17 protein-coding genes are annotated in these 16830 nt (G+C 38.6%); 6 read left to right on the top strand and 11 right to left on the bottom strand.

Going from position 1 to position 16830, the window contains the following annotated elements; translation table 11 throughout:
- Positions 1-15: 15 nt before the first annotated feature.
- From BLR60_RS10835 to BLR60_RS10850, 4 genes are read left to right on the top strand one after another with little or no spacing between them, the layout of a single operon-like run.
- A complete protein-coding gene (locus tag BLR60_RS10835; RefSeq protein ID WP_090499637.1) occupies positions 16-3519 on the top strand; it encodes a SusC/RagA family TonB-linked outer membrane protein in 3504 nt (1167 codons plus the stop codon).
- 53 nt (positions 3520-3572) lie between these two features.
- A complete protein-coding gene (locus BLR60_RS10840) occupies positions 3573-4988 on the top strand; it encodes a RagB/SusD family nutrient uptake outer membrane protein (RefSeq protein WP_090499639.1) in 1416 nt (471 codons plus the stop codon).
- Positions 4989-5001: 13 nt separating this feature from the next.
- On the top strand, positions 5002-6174 hold the full coding sequence (locus BLR60_RS10845) for a redoxin domain-containing protein (RefSeq protein ID WP_090499641.1): 1173 nt from the start codon (positions 5002-5004) through the stop codon (positions 6172-6174).
- 1 nt (position 6175) lies between these two features.
- Positions 6176-7294, top strand: coding sequence for a TlpA disulfide reductase family protein (locus BLR60_RS10850; protein WP_090499643.1), 1119 nt, complete (start codon positions 6176-6178; stop codon positions 7292-7294).
- A gap of 129 nt (positions 7295-7423) precedes the next feature.
- Here BLR60_RS10850 and BLR60_RS10855 read toward each other — a convergent pair whose 3' ends face one another.
- From BLR60_RS10855 to BLR60_RS10895, 9 genes are all read right to left on the bottom strand, one after another.
- Positions 7424-8674: a YARHG domain-containing protein gene (locus tag BLR60_RS10855; RefSeq protein ID WP_090499645.1), complete on the bottom strand. Its 1251-nt coding sequence runs from the start codon at positions 8672-8674 to the stop codon at positions 7424-7426.
- A 1-nt stretch (position 8675) separates the two neighbouring features.
- On the bottom strand, positions 8676-9221 hold the full coding sequence (locus tag BLR60_RS10860; protein WP_090499647.1) for a hypothetical protein: 546 nt from the start codon (positions 9219-9221) through the stop codon (positions 8676-8678).
- A 220-nt stretch (positions 9222-9441) separates the two neighbouring features.
- A complete protein-coding gene (locus tag BLR60_RS10865; protein WP_090499648.1) occupies positions 9442-9627 on the bottom strand; it encodes a hypothetical protein in 186 nt (61 codons plus the stop codon).
- 54 nt (positions 9628-9681) lie between these two features.
- A complete protein-coding gene (locus BLR60_RS10870) occupies positions 9682-10419 on the bottom strand; it encodes a hypothetical protein (protein WP_143009063.1) in 738 nt (245 codons plus the stop codon).
- 160 nt (positions 10420-10579) lie between these two features.
- Positions 10580-11119, bottom strand: a complete 540-nt coding sequence (locus tag BLR60_RS10875) for a hypothetical protein (RefSeq protein WP_090499652.1) — start codon at positions 11117-11119, stop codon at positions 10580-10582.
- 130 nt (positions 11120-11249) lie between these two features.
- Complete coding sequence (locus BLR60_RS10880; protein ID WP_143009064.1) at positions 11250-11963, bottom strand: hypothetical protein; 714 nt, start codon at positions 11961-11963, stop codon at positions 11250-11252.
- Between the two features lie 12 nt (positions 11964-11975).
- Positions 11976-12611: a hypothetical protein gene (locus tag BLR60_RS10885; RefSeq protein WP_090499656.1), complete on the bottom strand. Its 636-nt coding sequence runs from the start codon at positions 12609-12611 to the stop codon at positions 11976-11978.
- Positions 12612-12848: 237 nt separating this feature from the next.
- Positions 12849-13502: a hypothetical protein gene (locus tag BLR60_RS10890; RefSeq protein WP_090499657.1), complete on the bottom strand. Its 654-nt coding sequence runs from the start codon at positions 13500-13502 to the stop codon at positions 12849-12851.
- A gap of 451 nt (positions 13503-13953) precedes the next feature.
- Complete coding sequence (locus tag BLR60_RS10895) at positions 13954-14367, bottom strand: SRPBCC family protein (RefSeq protein ID WP_090499659.1); 414 nt, start codon at positions 14365-14367, stop codon at positions 13954-13956.
- A 124-nt stretch (positions 14368-14491) separates the two neighbouring features.
- Here BLR60_RS10895 and BLR60_RS10900 point away from each other — a divergent pair, with 124 nt between their 5' ends.
- The gene (locus BLR60_RS10900) at positions 14492-14842 is read left to right on the top strand and encodes a winged helix-turn-helix transcriptional regulator (RefSeq protein ID WP_090499661.1); all 351 of its coding nucleotides are present in this window, start codon (positions 14492-14494) and stop codon (positions 14840-14842) included.
- Positions 14843-14973: 131 nt separating this feature from the next.
- On the opposite strand, the gene BLR60_RS10905 is transcribed toward BLR60_RS10900, so the two are convergent.
- Entirely contained in the window at positions 14974-15363 is a 390-nt protein-coding gene (locus BLR60_RS10905) for a RidA family protein (RefSeq protein ID WP_090499886.1), read from the bottom strand.
- Between the two features lie 77 nt (positions 15364-15440).
- Complete coding sequence (locus tag BLR60_RS10910; protein WP_244155637.1) at positions 15441-15980, bottom strand: Crp/Fnr family transcriptional regulator; 540 nt, start codon at positions 15978-15980, stop codon at positions 15441-15443.
- A gap of 277 nt (positions 15981-16257) precedes the next feature.
- On the opposite strand from BLR60_RS10910, the gene BLR60_RS10915 reads away from it, so the two are divergent.
- The gene (locus BLR60_RS10915; RefSeq protein ID WP_090499665.1) at positions 16258-16818 is read left to right on the top strand and encodes a Crp/Fnr family transcriptional regulator; all 561 of its coding nucleotides are present in this window, start codon (positions 16258-16260) and stop codon (positions 16816-16818) included.
- Positions 16819-16830 lie beyond the last annotated feature (12 nt).

Consider the following 16830-nt stretch of genomic DNA (forward strand, 5'->3'; position numbering starts at 1 on the left):
AAACTATGGAGAGTTATGAAGCTAACCACTTTACTCATACTTGCTTTATTTATGCAGGTAAGTGCGGGCACCTACGCACAAAAAATTACCTTATCGGCCAAAAACGCCGGACTATACACTATTTTTGATCAGATCAGCGAGCAGACCGGTTACGATTTTGTTATTACAAATTCGGTATTAAAGAATTCAAGAAAAGTTTCGATAGACGTTAAAAATGCTGAACTGAACGACGTTCTTGATCAGATATTCAAAAATCAATCGCTGGAATTTACGATTACCAATAAATCTGTACTTGTAAAAAAGAAAGAGCCTGCATTATTTGATAAAATACTCAGGCAATTTCAGTCGATCGATATCTCTGGTAGAGTGCTCAGCGAAAAGAACATACCTCTTCCCGGAGCTACTGTAAGTGTAAAGGGATTGAAAAAACAGGTATTGACCAATAGTGATGGCGAGTTTAAATTGGAAAATGTGGATGAAGATGCCATACTTGTCGTTGCCTATCTGGGCTATCAGACCAGGGAAATTAAGGCCTCACAAAATCTTGGCAATATTATCCTCACCATTCAAACCAGTCAGTTGGATGAAGTGACCGTTTCCACAGGATACCAAACCCTTTCGAAAGAGCGCGTTACCGGATCATTTTCTACGGTATCGTCCAAACAACTGGATCAACAGCGTTTAAGCAGTTTACAGTCGCTGCTTGAAGGTAGAATACCAGGTTACAATAATGGTTTAATTAGAGGTACCACTTCTATGAATGGATTGGTGCAGCCTTTATATGTGATCGATGGCTTTCCTGTAGAAAACCTGAACTTAAATCCAAATAACAAAAATGTAGCTGAAGGCATACTAGGGTTAAATCTTGAGGATATCGCAAGCATTACGGTATTAAAAGATGCTGCTGCGGCTTCTATTTATGGTGCGCGTGCTGCTAACGGTGTAATTGTTATTGTGACCAAGAAAGCAAAAATTGGCAAGCCGCAAATTTCTGCCTCCAGTACATTCACCCTATCCCCATACAGATTTTACACCGATAACCTGACTAATTCATCGGATATCGTAGCGCTGGAAAAAGAATGGGCTGCTAATAACCCGAATTTACGCGGTGCAAATGCGGCCACTTACGCAGCAAACGTACTGCAGAATATGGCCTACCCAAGCCAAGGGATAAATGCAATTTTAAGAAATGCTGCAGGCACCCTTTCACAGGCAGATCTTAACGCAAAATTGGAGCAACTGGCGGCTGGTGGATACCAGTACTATGACGATGTAGAAAAGTACAGCAAGCGTAATCCATTTTATCAGCAATATAACCTGAGTGCCGCAAGCGCAACCGAGAAAAATGCTTTATATTCTTCGGTAACCTACCGTAACAATAAAACACAGGATAAATTTGCGGGCGATGAATCCCTTGGTATTAACATCAACAACACCACTCAGCTCACCAAGTGGTTGAGTATGGAACTGAGTACTTTCCTGTCTTATGCTAATGGAACTACCCAGCCCTACAATACCTTATCACCAGGATATGCCTATTTACCTTACGACCGTTTGGTGAATGCCGATGGAAGTAACTTTACTTCTACTGCAGCATCACGTTTATCTGCGAATACCATGGCGATAATCAATAACAACCGTTTATACAATATGGACATTACTCCATTGGATGAGCAGGCAATGAACCTTGGCAAAACAAAGAATTTCACCAATAGGTCATTTATCAGGCTTGGGGCAAAAATTACTGATTGGCTTTCTTATAAATCAACCTTCCAATACGAATATTCAACCAGGAGACTTGAGCAATTGAATGATAAAAATTCTTATTATGTACGAAACCGGGTAAACAGTTTTGTCTCTGTAAATGCGGGCGGAACTGCCACTTTTAATCTCCCTTACGGAAACATCAATTATGCTGAAAATCAATTCAGTAATTCCTACGTTTTCAGGCAGCAGTTCAATGTCGATAAAACCTTTGGAGAAAAACACAACTTAAACGCAATTATAGGGTCTGAAATCAGAGACAGAAAAATAGACTATGAAAATCAGACACTGTATAATTACAATCCAAACACGCTTACCTACAGCTTGGTGAACCAGACATTGTTAAGCAGTTCTCCTGGAAATGCTCTCGGTAGCGGAAGTTTTTCAATAGCGGATGGGCGTTTATTAAAAAATGATACACAGCGTTTTGTTTCTTTTTACAGTAATGTTGGCTACACCTATGATGAAAAATACCTGCTAACGGGCAGTATTCGCTGGGATAGGTCTAACCTCTGGGGTACGAGCTCTAAATATCAGCATACCCCTATCTGGTCAATGGGTGCAGGCTGGAATATCAACAAGGAATCATTTTTTAACGCAGATTGGGTAAACCGATTGAAACTGCGTGTTTCTCATGGTATCGGTGGTAACGTATACACCAATACTGCACCATTTACCACTTTCAATTTTAATCCCAATTACAATGTAGGCGGCTTACAGGCAACCGTAGGCACCAGACCAAACCCGTTGTTGTCATGGGAAAAAACTACGACCACCAATGGCGGTCTTGACTTTGCTGTGTTGAACAACCGTTTATCAGGCTCAATTGATTATTATCGTAAAAGAGGTACTGATTTGCTGGCTAATACGCAAGGTGTACCGACTGAGGGATTTGGTTATTCAACCTATGTCATCAATAACGGAAAGATGCTGAACCAGGGAGTTGAACTGACCCTGTCAGGTGATGTTATACGCGATAAAGACCTGAACTGGAATTTAAGTATCCAGTATGCTTACAATAAGAATAAAGTTACCTATGTAAATGTTGAGGCGCCTTTCTATGTTCTTCAGCTCGATTATCCACAATCCTTTCCGCGTATCGGAAATCCATACAATGCCATTTACAGTTATCAATGGGCTGGTTTGAGTAATCAAGGATTGCCACAGGTTTACAATGAAAAAGGAGAGAAGGTACTGGCTTCGCCGACTAATCTACAATCTATTGTGTACAGCGGAACGACCGTTCCAAAATACAGTGGGTCATTTAACAGTACGCTGGATTATAAGAACTTCACTTTATCTTTCCTGCTCACTTTCGAGGGCGGACATAAAATGAGGAATACATTTTTACCTACGCTTGGATCGGGCTATAATAGTGCCCTTAATGGCTATGTAACACAAATTGGCACGGTAAATAAAGACATTGTAAACAGGTGGAGAAATCCTGGTGATGAGCTAACAACTAATGTACCTAAAGTAGTTTTTGCTGAAGATCCTGCGTATAACAGCCAGAGTGCCAGTATGTACGGCTATGCAGATATCAATGTGATTGATGCGAGTAATATGCGTTTGAGAAATATTTCACTTGCATACAAAGTACCACAACTGGTGGCTAAAAAGGCAGGGATGAGCAATATACGTTTCCAGTTTAATGTAGAGAACGCATTTACATTGGCCAAATCCAAAACTGCGAAATATTTGCTTAATGGATACCTCACACCTAATTATGTACTAGGTGCTTATCTGAATTTCTAGAAAACCGTTTATGCTGCATTTAGCAGCGAAAGAACATTTAAAGATATAAAGTGATGAAAAATATACTTTCAAACACCATAAAATTAGCCGCTCTGGTTTCTGTGCTGAGCTTTAGCAGCTGCAAAAAATTTATTGATATACTTCCTGTAGGAGGCGGTCAGATTCCTACTACACTGTCAGACTATGAAGCCCTGCTCCGCGATGAGTATAGTAACCACCGGACAGATATTACCCAGGCAGTGCTTTTACTGAACGATAAATTTGAAACCACCGCGAACCTGAATTATTACCCCCTGTACAAGGCAAATTATAACTGGAATGAATCAGCCGACAGAATTGCCTTGAACAATGCCGATGAAAGTACTTATTATAACATGTATACCGGAATAAACACCAGCAACCTGATTATCGAAAAGGCAGCCGGTACTACCGGTGGTACCGAAGCACAAAAAGCTGAGCTGATTGGACAGGCAAAAGTACTGAGGGCTTTTGATTATGATATCCTGGCTAATTATTACGCAGATACTTATGAAGAAGCCAACGCAAGTACCAAATTATCGGTGCCGCTGATCCTCAGTGCTGATATTGGCGCTGCCTATACCCAGGTATCGATCAAAGAACTGTATGATTTTATGCTAAAGGATATCAATGAAGCCATTCCGGCTTTGGGTGCTACCAGTGCAACCGTGCTACATCCCAACCTCGGATCAGCAAATGCGCTGAAAGCAAGAATACTGCTGCAAATGGGAAGATATGCTGATGCACTGGCTGCAGCAAACGAAGCGCTGAAGTACAACGATAAACTGTTCGACTGGACAACATTCTATAATACCTACAAAACGCAAATAGAGGCAGTTAATGTATATAATAATGCGCCTTCGCCAATGGGTTTCAATTACGTGGAAAATTATTATTTCCGTCACGGTGCATCTAGTAATGCCGGACGGGAACAGGCGATCCGCGTTGACCGCGCAACTCGTTTTGAACAGGGAGATGCAAGATTCGCTTCCCGCTGGAAACTCCGGACCGTTGGTGCAGATACTTATTACACGAGTATTACTACGGGTTATTTTAATGTAGGTGGTTTAACCACTACTGAAGTATATCTGATTAAAGCCGAATGTCAGGCACGCCTTAACGATATTCCTGGCGCAATGTCTACCTTGAATGCGATAAGAGTAAAAAGAATCTTTGCTGCAAATTATGCACCATTAAGTGCATCTAACACTATAGATGCAGTAAAGTTAATTCAGCGTACTAAAAGAAACGAACTTATTTTAGGGATTACGCCTTTTGCTGATACACGCCGTCTGAATAAAGATCCTAATTACGCTGTTACACTGAGCAAAACAGAAGCTGGACAGGCTTTAACACTTGCACCAAACGCTCGTATGTGGACAATGCCATTTCCACTGGGTGCCTCAAAAAATCCGGGTAATGGAACCATCAAACAGAATGTAGATAAGTAAATCACGTACACCTATGAAACTAAAAATAGAACATTTACTGCTTTTGTTACTTTTTACCGTCTTCTCCAGACAGGCGAAAGCAGCGCCTTTACCAGTCACCATCAACGGGACTGTTAAAGGGCTGCCAGATGGCGCGCATATCAATCTCGTTCCGGGTGCTACACATGCAAATGAGCAGCCTGTAGCAACGGCTGTGATTAGCAGTGGGCACTTTTTGCTCGAAGGAAAAATATCCGAAGAACCAAGGCTGTATTATTTACGGATCGAAGGCGTTGGCGGACAAACCTCATTGATGCTTCAACCAGGGAAAGTTGTGGTAACAGCTACAGCTAAGATTTTGGGCAATGGCGATCGTAAATATTATGAGTTTACCGACGTAGTGGTGAAAGGAAGCGAATCACATGTGCTGTATATGCAAAAAATTGCACCAAAGAATGCACTTAATGCACTTTACCTAACTAATCAGGAAGCGAATAAAGAGGTAATAAATAAGCGAAATGAAGCAATCGCAGCAAAAGATACCGCACTGGTGAAATCGATAACGGCTGGCCCGGCCTGGAAAAAAGCAATGGCTGATGAATCCCAATTCTTTAAGCAGGCGCAGACAAATCTGCGAAAAATTGTGACTGACAATAGAGATTCTTTCTGGGGACCACTGCTGGCACTTGATATCTACAGTTATTTTACACCGGAAGACAAAAGTTTGTATGCAGAACTTTCGCCCGCGGCCCAAAAAAGTTATTATGGTAAAATCATGGGCGATCTGATTAACCCGGCTGGTTTTAAAGGCCAGAAAGCACCTTTGCTGGTTGCGAAAAACGAGGAAGGGCAGTCTGCGGAGTTAGGGATATTAAAAAAAGGACATAAATACGTGCTGGTCGATTTTTGGGCTTCATGGTGTGTTCCGTGCCGTAAGTCGATTCCTGATTTGAAAAAAGTATATGCAGATTATAAAGATAAAGGCCTGCAGATCGTTAGTATTTCGATTGATAAAAAAGAGGGAGACTGGTTAAAGGCACAGCAGGAAGAAAAACTGCCATGGCCGAGTTTTCTGGACCACGGAGCGACGGCCAATGCCTGGAAAGTACAGGCTATACCGGCTATGTTCCTTTTAGATGAGCAGGGAAAAGTTGTGTTGGAAAACACGAGTCTTGAAGAAGTAATTACCAAGTTAAAATCAATATAACATGAACATTTTATTTAAGCGCATATTAACCCTGGTACCTGCGGCACTGATGTGTTGCGGAGGTTCGCTATATGCCCAGAACGGGAAATATGTATTGACCGGTAAGTTGCCTGCCGTTACTGACAAGGTTTATCTTGGGCACGAAGTTGGGGATAAGTATGTAGTTACAGATTCAACCAAGGTTGTTAATGGCGCCTTTATGTTTAAAGGAACGGTAAAACAACCGGGCTTTTATAAATTAGAAAGTAAGCACCTCAAAAACCCAATACAATTTATATTAGAAAATACTGCGATCAATATTTCTAAAACTGACAGTATATCTCCTGTGGTCATTAGTGGTTCTGCTGCGCAGGATGTATACATGGGCTTTTACAATGGCCCATGGAAAACAATTACTGCTAAAGCCGGAAGTATTTACGCAAGGCTTGATCAGGCAGAGAAAGCTGGCAAAATGGATACAACTATCCGTGCAGGTCTCAACCGGGAATTCAAGGTACTGGATACCATGAACATTGCAGCTGTAAAGCAGTATATTCTCAAGAATCCAACATCGGCCGGATCTGCAGCAATCATTTATGAACGCTTTATCAGTTATCCTAATTTTCCGGTAGCGGAAGAATTATTTGCGCTGCTCAATAAAGAAGCAAGGCAATCAGATATTGGCGAACAAATCAGCACCGCATTAAAAACTAATGCGAAAACAGCCAAAGGGAAAGTAGCTCCGGCAATTGCGATGCCTGATAAAGATGGTAAAATCGTAAAGTTATCTGACTTTAAAGGCAAATACGTATTGGTTGATTTCTGGGCAAGCTGGTGTGGCCCCTGCAGGAGAGAAAATCCAAATGTTGTAGCCGCTTACAAAAAGTATCATGACAAAGGCTTTGAAATTTTGGGCGTATCTCTTGACTCCAGAAAGGACGCATGGTTAAAAGCCATCGCAGCTGATGGATTAACCTGGACGCATGTTTCGGATTTGCAAGCCTGGTCTAACTCAGCAGTTAAAGCTTATGGCGTAAAATCTGTGCCGGCTAGTTTTCTGCTTGATCCCGAAGGTAAGGTTGTAGGTAAAGATTTAAGAGGAGAGGAACTGAACAAAACCCTGGAAAGTATCTTCAAATAGTAGTTAAACAATAATATATGAATAGCTGCAGCCCTTGGGCTTGCAGCTATTTTTGTTTTTAATATGTTTGATTATCGCCATTTATGCTGAACTGAACAGGATTAATGCTGGCTATGTCATTTACTTGAATTATTGGTTTTTCTTTGTAAACGGTTTAACCTTTTTTGCTGTCAACATCCTTTGTAATTTTGGATATAAATCGGGGTCTGCATAAGCACGACTCACCTTCCAAAGGCCATTCATTTTTTGAAAGACCAGGTTAGCAATGTTGTTGGATTTGGTATGGAGCATCTGCGCTGCAAAAGCATCAGCCTTGTTGAAAACACTTTTAGAAAGCGATGATACCGGTTTGTTTGATCCATTAATACCGAAGTTTTCTTGTTCCAGGAGCATTGGCCATACGCTTGCAAACTGCTGCTTACTCACTTTCAATTCTGGTATCCCATCTTCTACTCCTTTAATCGTAAATGGAAATTCAATTAAATCATTTAGTTTATCAGTATCATTTTCTGGTACCATGGTTCTTAGTTTCTCCCAAAAATCTAAGAAATCGTTGCTCTTTTGGTTATCATAGTATTCAGCTCCTTCGAAACCAGTAATATATTCAATATTATCCTTTTCTAATGTGGTAATGAAAGGCGTTATATCTTTAAAATAGTTCCAACGGTAACCTGGCTTTTTATTGAAGTGAGCATACCACTTTCCGTTTCCCTTAAAAGCATAATTGTAGCGGGCATATACGGCATTTTTCATTTCTGCTAGTTGTTGCTTACTGTATCTCTTTAGATCATTTTGTATAAAACCTACTAGTGAGATTTCGGTAAAGCTTCCCTCGGGTTCCCAATGAACTTTTCGATAGTAACGTTGCTTATTTAGGTCGAATATACCGAATTTAGTTTCCTTATCACATTTGTACAAGCGATAAGAACTGGTTTTGTTAATTCTAAAGTTACTTTCTCCTAAAAAAAATGTAGAAGCTGCAAATTTTTTGTTAATGGCTTTTACTGGTGAAAAAATACTTGCGTTGATCCAACCTCCGTCATGCACATTAGGTAGTTGCTCGCAAGTAGTTACCTGTTTGCTCAATAGCTTTGCTTTACTGAAACTAAGGTGTTGAAAATGTACAAATGTGCCATAGGCTTTTGCATCAATAATGATTTTGATCTGGTATAGCGAATCACGGTCTTCGGAAAGATACATCCCGTTTAGGCTATGAGCGAAGTTGTCAGCAGTAGCTTTTGTATCAAAACCTTTTGCTAATTGTGGTTTCCAATTGCTAATTTCAGAAGAAATGCTGCAAGGACAGTTATTGTTAGCAGATTTTGATTGACCATAAACCACCGTCGATATCAAGAACAGGATGTAAATCATTTTTTTCATACTACAAACTTTGAGGGAAAATGCTGTATATGATTAATACTAATACGATGCTGGGATAAATCCATGCATAATACTTACGGAAACCTTTTGCCCATTGCCAGGAAAAGGTCAGGCTGATGAGGCAACACAGCCACAAAATTGGCATGAGCAGTGGAACTGGAAAAAACACGAGGAAAAAGAAAATTCCATCGCCGAAAATGGAACTATAGTCAGCATTGTACTCCCTTTTAAAAATTGGTTTTAAATGTTGTTGTTGAATGGCTTGTAACCATTGTTGCTCATTGTTAAACTCTTGGATTGTTTCTTTACGTTCGTCGATGATAAAATACAAGCTGTCGCTATACGTAACCGTGTGCCCTTTGTAGAAATAGAAATGCTGAAAGCAGATTGAATTCGTATCTATAGATAAACAAACCCAACCACCGGCACTGCCATCATGGTCAATAGTATGTCCATAAGGTGTTTCCTCTTGCCAGGCAGATAGTCCACCAGCAAAGCAACCTAGAGTGGTTAAAAATAAAGGTAGAAAGAGCAGGATTTTTCTCATTATTAATCAAATCTAGTTAACAGACATTCCAAAAGGTCATGTTTTTTTCATCGGTTTAATGCTTTTTTCTTCGTTTTATTTCTAAATTTTTATGCTTCTCTATCAATGCAATAAATTTTTCTGATATCGCATCATATTGTTCCCCATCAAAATCCTCGAGATAGATTTTTTTGATTTGTATCTTCGCCTTAATGGTCGGGATTTTAATCAAGTCGCCTTTCTAATTATTGGCAGAATAATCGAAATAATGCCAGTCGCCCACGTAGTCGCCAGTAAGTAAATTTATGCTTGCTTCGCCACTGCCATCGTGTGTAGCGTTGCCAAAAGCGTACTCGCTCATCCCAATTAACCTCATGCGCTTTTCATTTTTCCGGTACCTAAACTGGCAGGCATAACCAGATCGCATCCAATTTGCGTTTTTATTTAGCTTCTTATGATAATCTTTTCCCTATCAAATAATCTAATTCCCCAATTGATCAAAAGCTTTCGTCATCAGTTCGCTTGGATCGCTATCTTTAAAAAGCACTGTTGGTATTTTGTATGATTTGGTGTTAGTTGTACTTGGCATATCTTCTTTCATCGTATTAATATCGGTTTGGGTATAAGTGCCTTTTAGCAAATCGATTTTTTGATCAGTTTGTCCGCCAGCGCCCATGCTAAAAGCATTAATCTGCGTTAACACTAAAGCTTTATTGATGTATTTGTAAGTGCTTTCTATGCTTCCTGCCGGACCAGTAGCCTGCATCGAAATAACCAGCTTCCCGCTATCAATACCAACATCTTCGTGATCGTAGACCGGATAGCCATCCCCGCGATATTTAGGCTCCACTGCTGAAAAGGATTTACTGTAGAGGTTATATTTTGTACCTTGTTTAAAGAGTACTAATGTAGGGCGAAGCGCTGTGGTATCTCTGGTGTTAATAAGTACAATAACTGCATCTTTTACTCCATCATTGTTCAGATCTCCTGCTGCTTCTAAATCCATTTTGTAATTGGCCGGAACAAAATCTTTTATGGTATTACCGGTGCCCGGAAAAACAGGATCTGAGTTTGTGGGTTGTACTTGTGGAGAAACTTCCGTTTGGTGTACCACTGTATCAACAGGAAGTGTTTTTTTTCTGCTTTCTTTGTTTTGACATGCAGTAATTGTTAGCGTTATACCAAAAAACAGTGTTACTTTTTGAAGCGATTTCATCATGATGTTTTGATTAGTACTTATTTTAGACGTTTTTCTTTAAGCATTGCACTATCTTTTTTAAGGATCCGCATGTGTCTTTATTTTATAAATCAATACCAAAAACATAAGCTTAAATTAATATGGATTTTCCTTTTATCTGGTTGGTTTATTAATGCCTTATTTATGGTAACTGATAATTCACTAAGCCTTCTTTTTTAAGCAATAAGCCCGAGCCTCTGGGCTTACCGTTTACCTTTTCGTAACCACTTGTTGCGCAATGGCATGGACCAACCGGTCCAAACATACCGTAATTGTATACTGCCATGAAGCTAAATCCTGAAAGTAAATAAGTTCTGTTTTTAATCACAAGGATAATCCGATCGTTAATGTCCAATTCTTTAAAAGGCATGATAAGCGTTTGAATTTCCCGGTCATCTTTACCTACAAAATTTATAGTGGTATCTTTAACAATGCGTTTGTCGCGCTGCAGATAAAAGTTAATCTTTTTTAATTCTTTGTTTGTAAAACCATTAACCATAATGTCAAAATTTCCCTGTACTGTTTTTATCGTGTCGCAAACTTCTTTTTGGTAACGAATGGCTTCTTTCTTTTTACTGTAGCGGTTCCATGCTATGCTCCCCCAAATGAAACCGAAAAACAAAAGAACAATTGCGATGAACACAGCAATCAATATCCCAATGATTTTAAATACTTTTTTCATTTGTTATTGGCCCGGGTTGATTATGCGTATTTTTAAATTACAGATTAACCTTTGTAACGCATTCAATAAAATTTAAGAAGTCTTTATTGGTAAAGAAATAAATCTGTCATAGCAATTGTTTATGCTGTTTTTATTTAATGTAGACAAAAAGACCAGTTCGTAATGTTTTTAAATCATTGATGAAGGCTTTGTTGATCACAAAAAAATACCCATCGTGATGAGGTATTCGGTCCATGCTTTCAATGGTTCCTGCTTCTTTATCTATGCTAAGCTTTAGCGTGTTCTTTTCATCTTTGAAAATGGTCGAATAACGAAAAATTCTATCCTTTGCTTCCCACTCATAAATGGTAAACTTGCTGATAAAACTGCCTTCTAATTTCTTAGATTTACCATAGTTATTAGTCAGTGCTGCAATAAAATCCTTCGCGTCTTTATCGGTAATATCATCAACTTCGGCACCAATGGCTTTTATTTTTCCATCTAGGGATGCTGCTATACTTAACGAGCTGAATGATTGTTTATTTGCTATGGCTAAGGTGTCGCCACTTGACGAACTTTTTTGTCTATACTCTACACCAATTGCCCTTTGGTCTTTGGAAAACTCATTGATAAAAGTAGTATCCCGTTGCACCATCCTGGTTTCATCACCTACAGGTATATTAAAATAATTGTCCCATTGTTCACTTTTATATTTTTCAGGATATAAACTCGTTACCGGGGTGTTAAAGTTTATGTCTATTAAATTTAAAGGTGCTTGCCCGATAGGTTTCACCTGTCCCATACAGCCAGTAATTGCTGTAGATAGCAGAAAAGTGCAAAAGCTATGTTTAAAATGTTTTACCATACGATCTGAAAATTAATTTAGCTTGTTTTTTAAAAATGCATCGGCCTCCACTTTTCCAAATTCTTTTTTATCCTCGTCCCATAAATAAGCTTTGTAATAAACTTTTTTATCATCCTGGTTTTCTTTACAAACTCCGGCAATAAAAAGCCTGCTTTTCAGGTTGCCCATTGCTCTGTCTTCTGCGAAAAGACATGAGTTCTCTTCACCTAATGGTAAATCGTAAATTTTGCCGTCGCGAACATCAACCATAAAACCCATAATACAGCTTGCTCCACAACCAAATACGGAAACCACATAATATCCCGCAAAATCAATCTCATTAGTTTTATAGGCTTCGGTAATTCGTGTTTTAAAATCTTTAGCTTCGGGATAACTTGTCCAGTCTATAGGTGCATATTTAGTTACTTTTTCAGCATCTATCTGGTACCGCGCAAAATCAATGCTATCCTGATAATTGATGTGGACTTCTTCTTGCTGGACCTTTGGCAGCTCAACTGATGGTGCTAAATTATTGGAGGTGTCAATCACAGCTGTTGCTGTGCTATCTGTACGACCAACTTCAACCGCTTTTTCGGTAGTTTGCTGATTATTACAAGAATAAGTTAATACCGATAGAACTGCCAGTAAATATTTACCGATTTTTGTCATGAGCTGAAAACATTAATTAAGATATGTTATTAACATATTTCCCCTTATTTGGTTTAACGAAATTTAGCCTTTGCCAAATTTACACTTGCTTAAAAATTGAAATCCCTTTGTTTAAAATTCAATCAAAAACCATTTATTGATTTAGCTTTTGATCATAAATTAGCTTTTGCCACCTTAATAATCAAATAATTGCGCTGATATTAAACCCATTCGAGAAAGGGTTTTCATGATTTTGCTTTACCCGGCAATATCTATTCTCTTAAACTTTAGATATTTACCATCGATAACAGTGAAACTGTAAATAATATTATATTCACCCTCACTTACACGATTGCCTTCCTCGTCTGTGCCATTATTGGCATAAGCCAGATTGAAACTTAATACCTTACTGGTCGCATTGTATTCTGCAATCAGTTTATATATATGATCGGCTGTTGTAACTTCTGTCGTTTCATTATAGTGTGTTGCATACAACTTATCAGATTTAATTTTCAATAACATTTTAACAAAATCGGCATTGAAAATCCTGTTATAATATTGTTCCAGATCTTGCTCGTAAAATAGATCTGCATTTTTGAATTTGCTTTTTCTTGCCTGTATTTCTGCTTCGGTTAAATTGCATAAGCTCCAAATGGCGGCGCCATCGTCAGAAACGGGGAAATCAAAATAAGTCTTCAGTTTTTTGAGATCCTTTAAATGCAGGGTTTCCCTAAAATTTTTGAAGTCATCTAACCAATTCTTTACTTCAACATCGTTTTCTTTTGGTGGGATAATATTGACACTGTCAGAGATTTTGGTTTGCGAAACCAGCTTATCTTCCGCTTTTTTGGGTGTGTTATTACAGGCAGATAACAATAGGATGGAGGCGAAAATTAGATATACATGTTTCATACAATAGCGCTGTTAATTTTGTTTTATGATATGGAAACCTTTGTATACGTTAACGCTAAAAAGGCATAATGGTTTTGATAAAGATGTTGCTTTAGAAAAACTGTTTTAGATGTATCGCTTTCTATCTAAGCAGATGCACCAGATTAGCCCGGAATGAAGCGATCCGTAGCGGGATTAGATATAAGGGTATAATTGCTAAATCATGACAGCGTAATTTACTGACTTTAGCGCGTGCTTTATTGTAGGTTGAGCCGCTTCAGCAACTCTTTAAACACAGATTATGTAAGTGTATTGCTATTAGATGGTATAGAAATCAAATGTATGGTGTGGTGTATATACCAACGCTAGGTGATAGCGTAAAGCCATACAACTTTCAATTGTGCATTTGCTCATTTTAGCCCTTGCTAATAAACATTAAGGCCAGGCTAGCCATAGAACATTATTTAAATGGTTATTCCAGGCAATGACGAAGATTTTGGCCCAATATCATTTTCCACCCCTGCTCGAATCGATGATAAGAAAACTGCGGGGCAGCCGGAAAACTGGCCAGGCCCGTATGCGTAAGCTTAAGGATGGTGCCCTCGCTGCTAACGGATAATTCGAAGGTAACTTCCGAGTTGCCAGGATAACCTTTATATTTCCAACTGTGTGCGATCAAATGATTGTTTCTCAAATTGGTTACTTCCCATTCCTTCTGGTAGGCCGAACCGTCATCGGTAAACCTAAATGCTGTACCGATTTTTGGTTGGAAGTATTGGATTTGCGGGAAATACCATTCCTTCATTAGTTTTATATCAGTTAATGCTTTCCAAACCGCTGCCAAAGGAGCATTGTACACCTGTACTATTTCAATAGAATCATTCATATCGCAAAGTTACTGCTCGCATGGAAAAAGCGCTTTCAAAACCTGTTAAAAATTAGTATCTTTAAGGATACCAAATTGGTTTATAATTGTAATCTAAAGAGAGATACACAATTAAAATTATAACATGAAAAATAAAGAAAAACATTTGCTTTACCGGGATGTACAGGATGCGTTGGAACTGATTGGGGGGCGTTGGCGGGGTGCTATAATGGCTTCTTTATGTAATGATCCGAAACGTTTCACGGAACTTAAAAAGGACCTTGAGCCCATTACTTCACGAACCCTGACCAAGGAGCTCCGTTATCTGGAGCAAAACAGGTTGATTATAGCTGTTCGCGGAAGCCAGGCCAAAAATGCGGTATGCTATTCCCATTCTGAACACGGGAGTAGTTTCGCGCCATTGATCTTGCAGCTCCGCGAATGGGCTATAAAACATCGGACAATTATGCTTGAGGTATTAAAATTTGACCAGTAATTTTAGCTTTGAATTTATTCAGTTTTTAGAACTAATTACTAAAAGACCCAATACTCCCAAATTTTGTAGCTTCATTGTCTCATCCAGAAAACTTTAAAACGTAAAAGAGCATGGCGACAGATTTTCAAAAACTATTTTACCACTGTTGCTTCAAGTTCAATTTTTAGTGTTTCAAAAAGACTTTTTACCTCCAGTACAGTAGAAGCTTGTTTGATATTATTTTTATTTATCCAATTTTGAATGACGTCGAAATTTTCGAATAATTCTGAGCTTGAAGTGGTATAAATATTTAACCTGACCACGTTCTTCAATTCATAATCTGCTTCATGAATAACTTTTTCTAAATTTTGAATGGTATGGATGATTTGCGAACGCATATCTTCATCGCTTGATACGCCTTGATCACTTATCGCAGTTTGACCGGAAACATATAGCGTACCTGCTGCATTTTTTACTTCTACCGCTTGTGCATAACTTCTGGCATCTTGCCAGGTCCAGGGATTGATAATGTTTTTTTGCATAATAAAACTATTTGATAAATTTCTTACCTGCAAAATTCCCACTACTTTTTTTAATTCGGCTGTGACCGGGATCACTTTTATCTTTTAGCTTTATACAGCCTGCTCAATGTCTCTCTCGAAACCCCAAGGTACAGTGCAAGTATGGATTTTGGAACTCTTTGCCCAAGCAATGGATATACCTGTAGAAATTGTTCATAGCGCTGTTTTGGATTTAGTGTGAGCAGTGATAAAATCCTTTTCTGACTGGCAATATGTCCCCTTATTGATTTGTCTAAAAAATAGTCTGAGAGTCTGTATTTATTCAAAATCAGAAAGTAATCATCAAAACTCAAACCGTATACCGCTGTATCTTCAAGGCATTGTAGTCTTAACGTAGCTTTAGTTTGATGATAAAAGGCAGAGAAGTCTGTTTCCCACCAGTTTTCAAAAGCAAATGACAAAATAAATTCATTAGCATCATTATCGAAATAAGATAGTTTTACTAAGCCCGACGAGATAAAATAAATGTACCGAACTGCAGCATCTTCTTTTATAATAAACTCCTTTTTCAAATATTTCTGATAGAAAAAAACACTTTTAAGTTCATTAAATTCAGCCTCCGTCAGTTTTGTGAACATGTCAACATCGTTTTTTAAAAAAGGCACCATAAGCTGTTTAAAAGTTTAAAGATATTACATAATTTATTTATCATGCTGATGTGCCCATACCTATACACACAACAAAGCGCATAAAAACTTCAATGTAGTTATTGACTGTTACATTCTTTTATTTTGTTTGCTGACGCAAGTCAATTCGATTACCTTTACAATCTTTTATTCCGGTTTATGATAAATCCAGACCAATTAAACAAATATCTTTAAGAAATTATTAAGTACATTTAATGCCGAATCAGATATGCAGGAACTTAAAAATTTGATACGTTCCAGCGTTGGGTTGGAGGAAGAAGATCTTCAGAAGATTTTAGGGCATTTCACTTTAAAAACACTGCAAAAAAGTCAATTATTACTAAAACGCGGCCAAATCGCTTCACACTATTATTTTTTAAACAAAGGAGCGCTTCGCTTTTTCTATAACGATGATCAGGAACTTACAGCCTGGATTGTGCAGCCGGGAGAGTTTTTCGCTGAAATTTCCAGCCTGAGTCCGGGATTGCCTTCACGGTTCAATATTGAGGCAGTTGTAGATACTGAACTATACTCTATCCATAAAAATGATATGGATTTGCTTTACAAACAAATTCCAGCCTGGCAGGAGTTTGGCCGAAAACTCTGGGAAGGTATGGCGGTGCGCATGATCAGCGAGATCATCAGCTTCCAAACCATGACTGTAGAGGAACGTTACCTGGCATTTCTACAAAAGCCGGGCTTCATGCAATTTATTTCTGTAAAGCAACTGGCTTCTTACCTCGGCATTACACCAAATGCCCTAAGTCGTATCCGTAAAAATCTTCGCTAATTGCATTATCTA

Source organism: Pedobacter terrae, assembly GCF_900100705.1.
GTDB lineage: Bacteria > Bacteroidota > Bacteroidia > Sphingobacteriales > Sphingobacteriaceae > Pedobacter > Pedobacter terrae.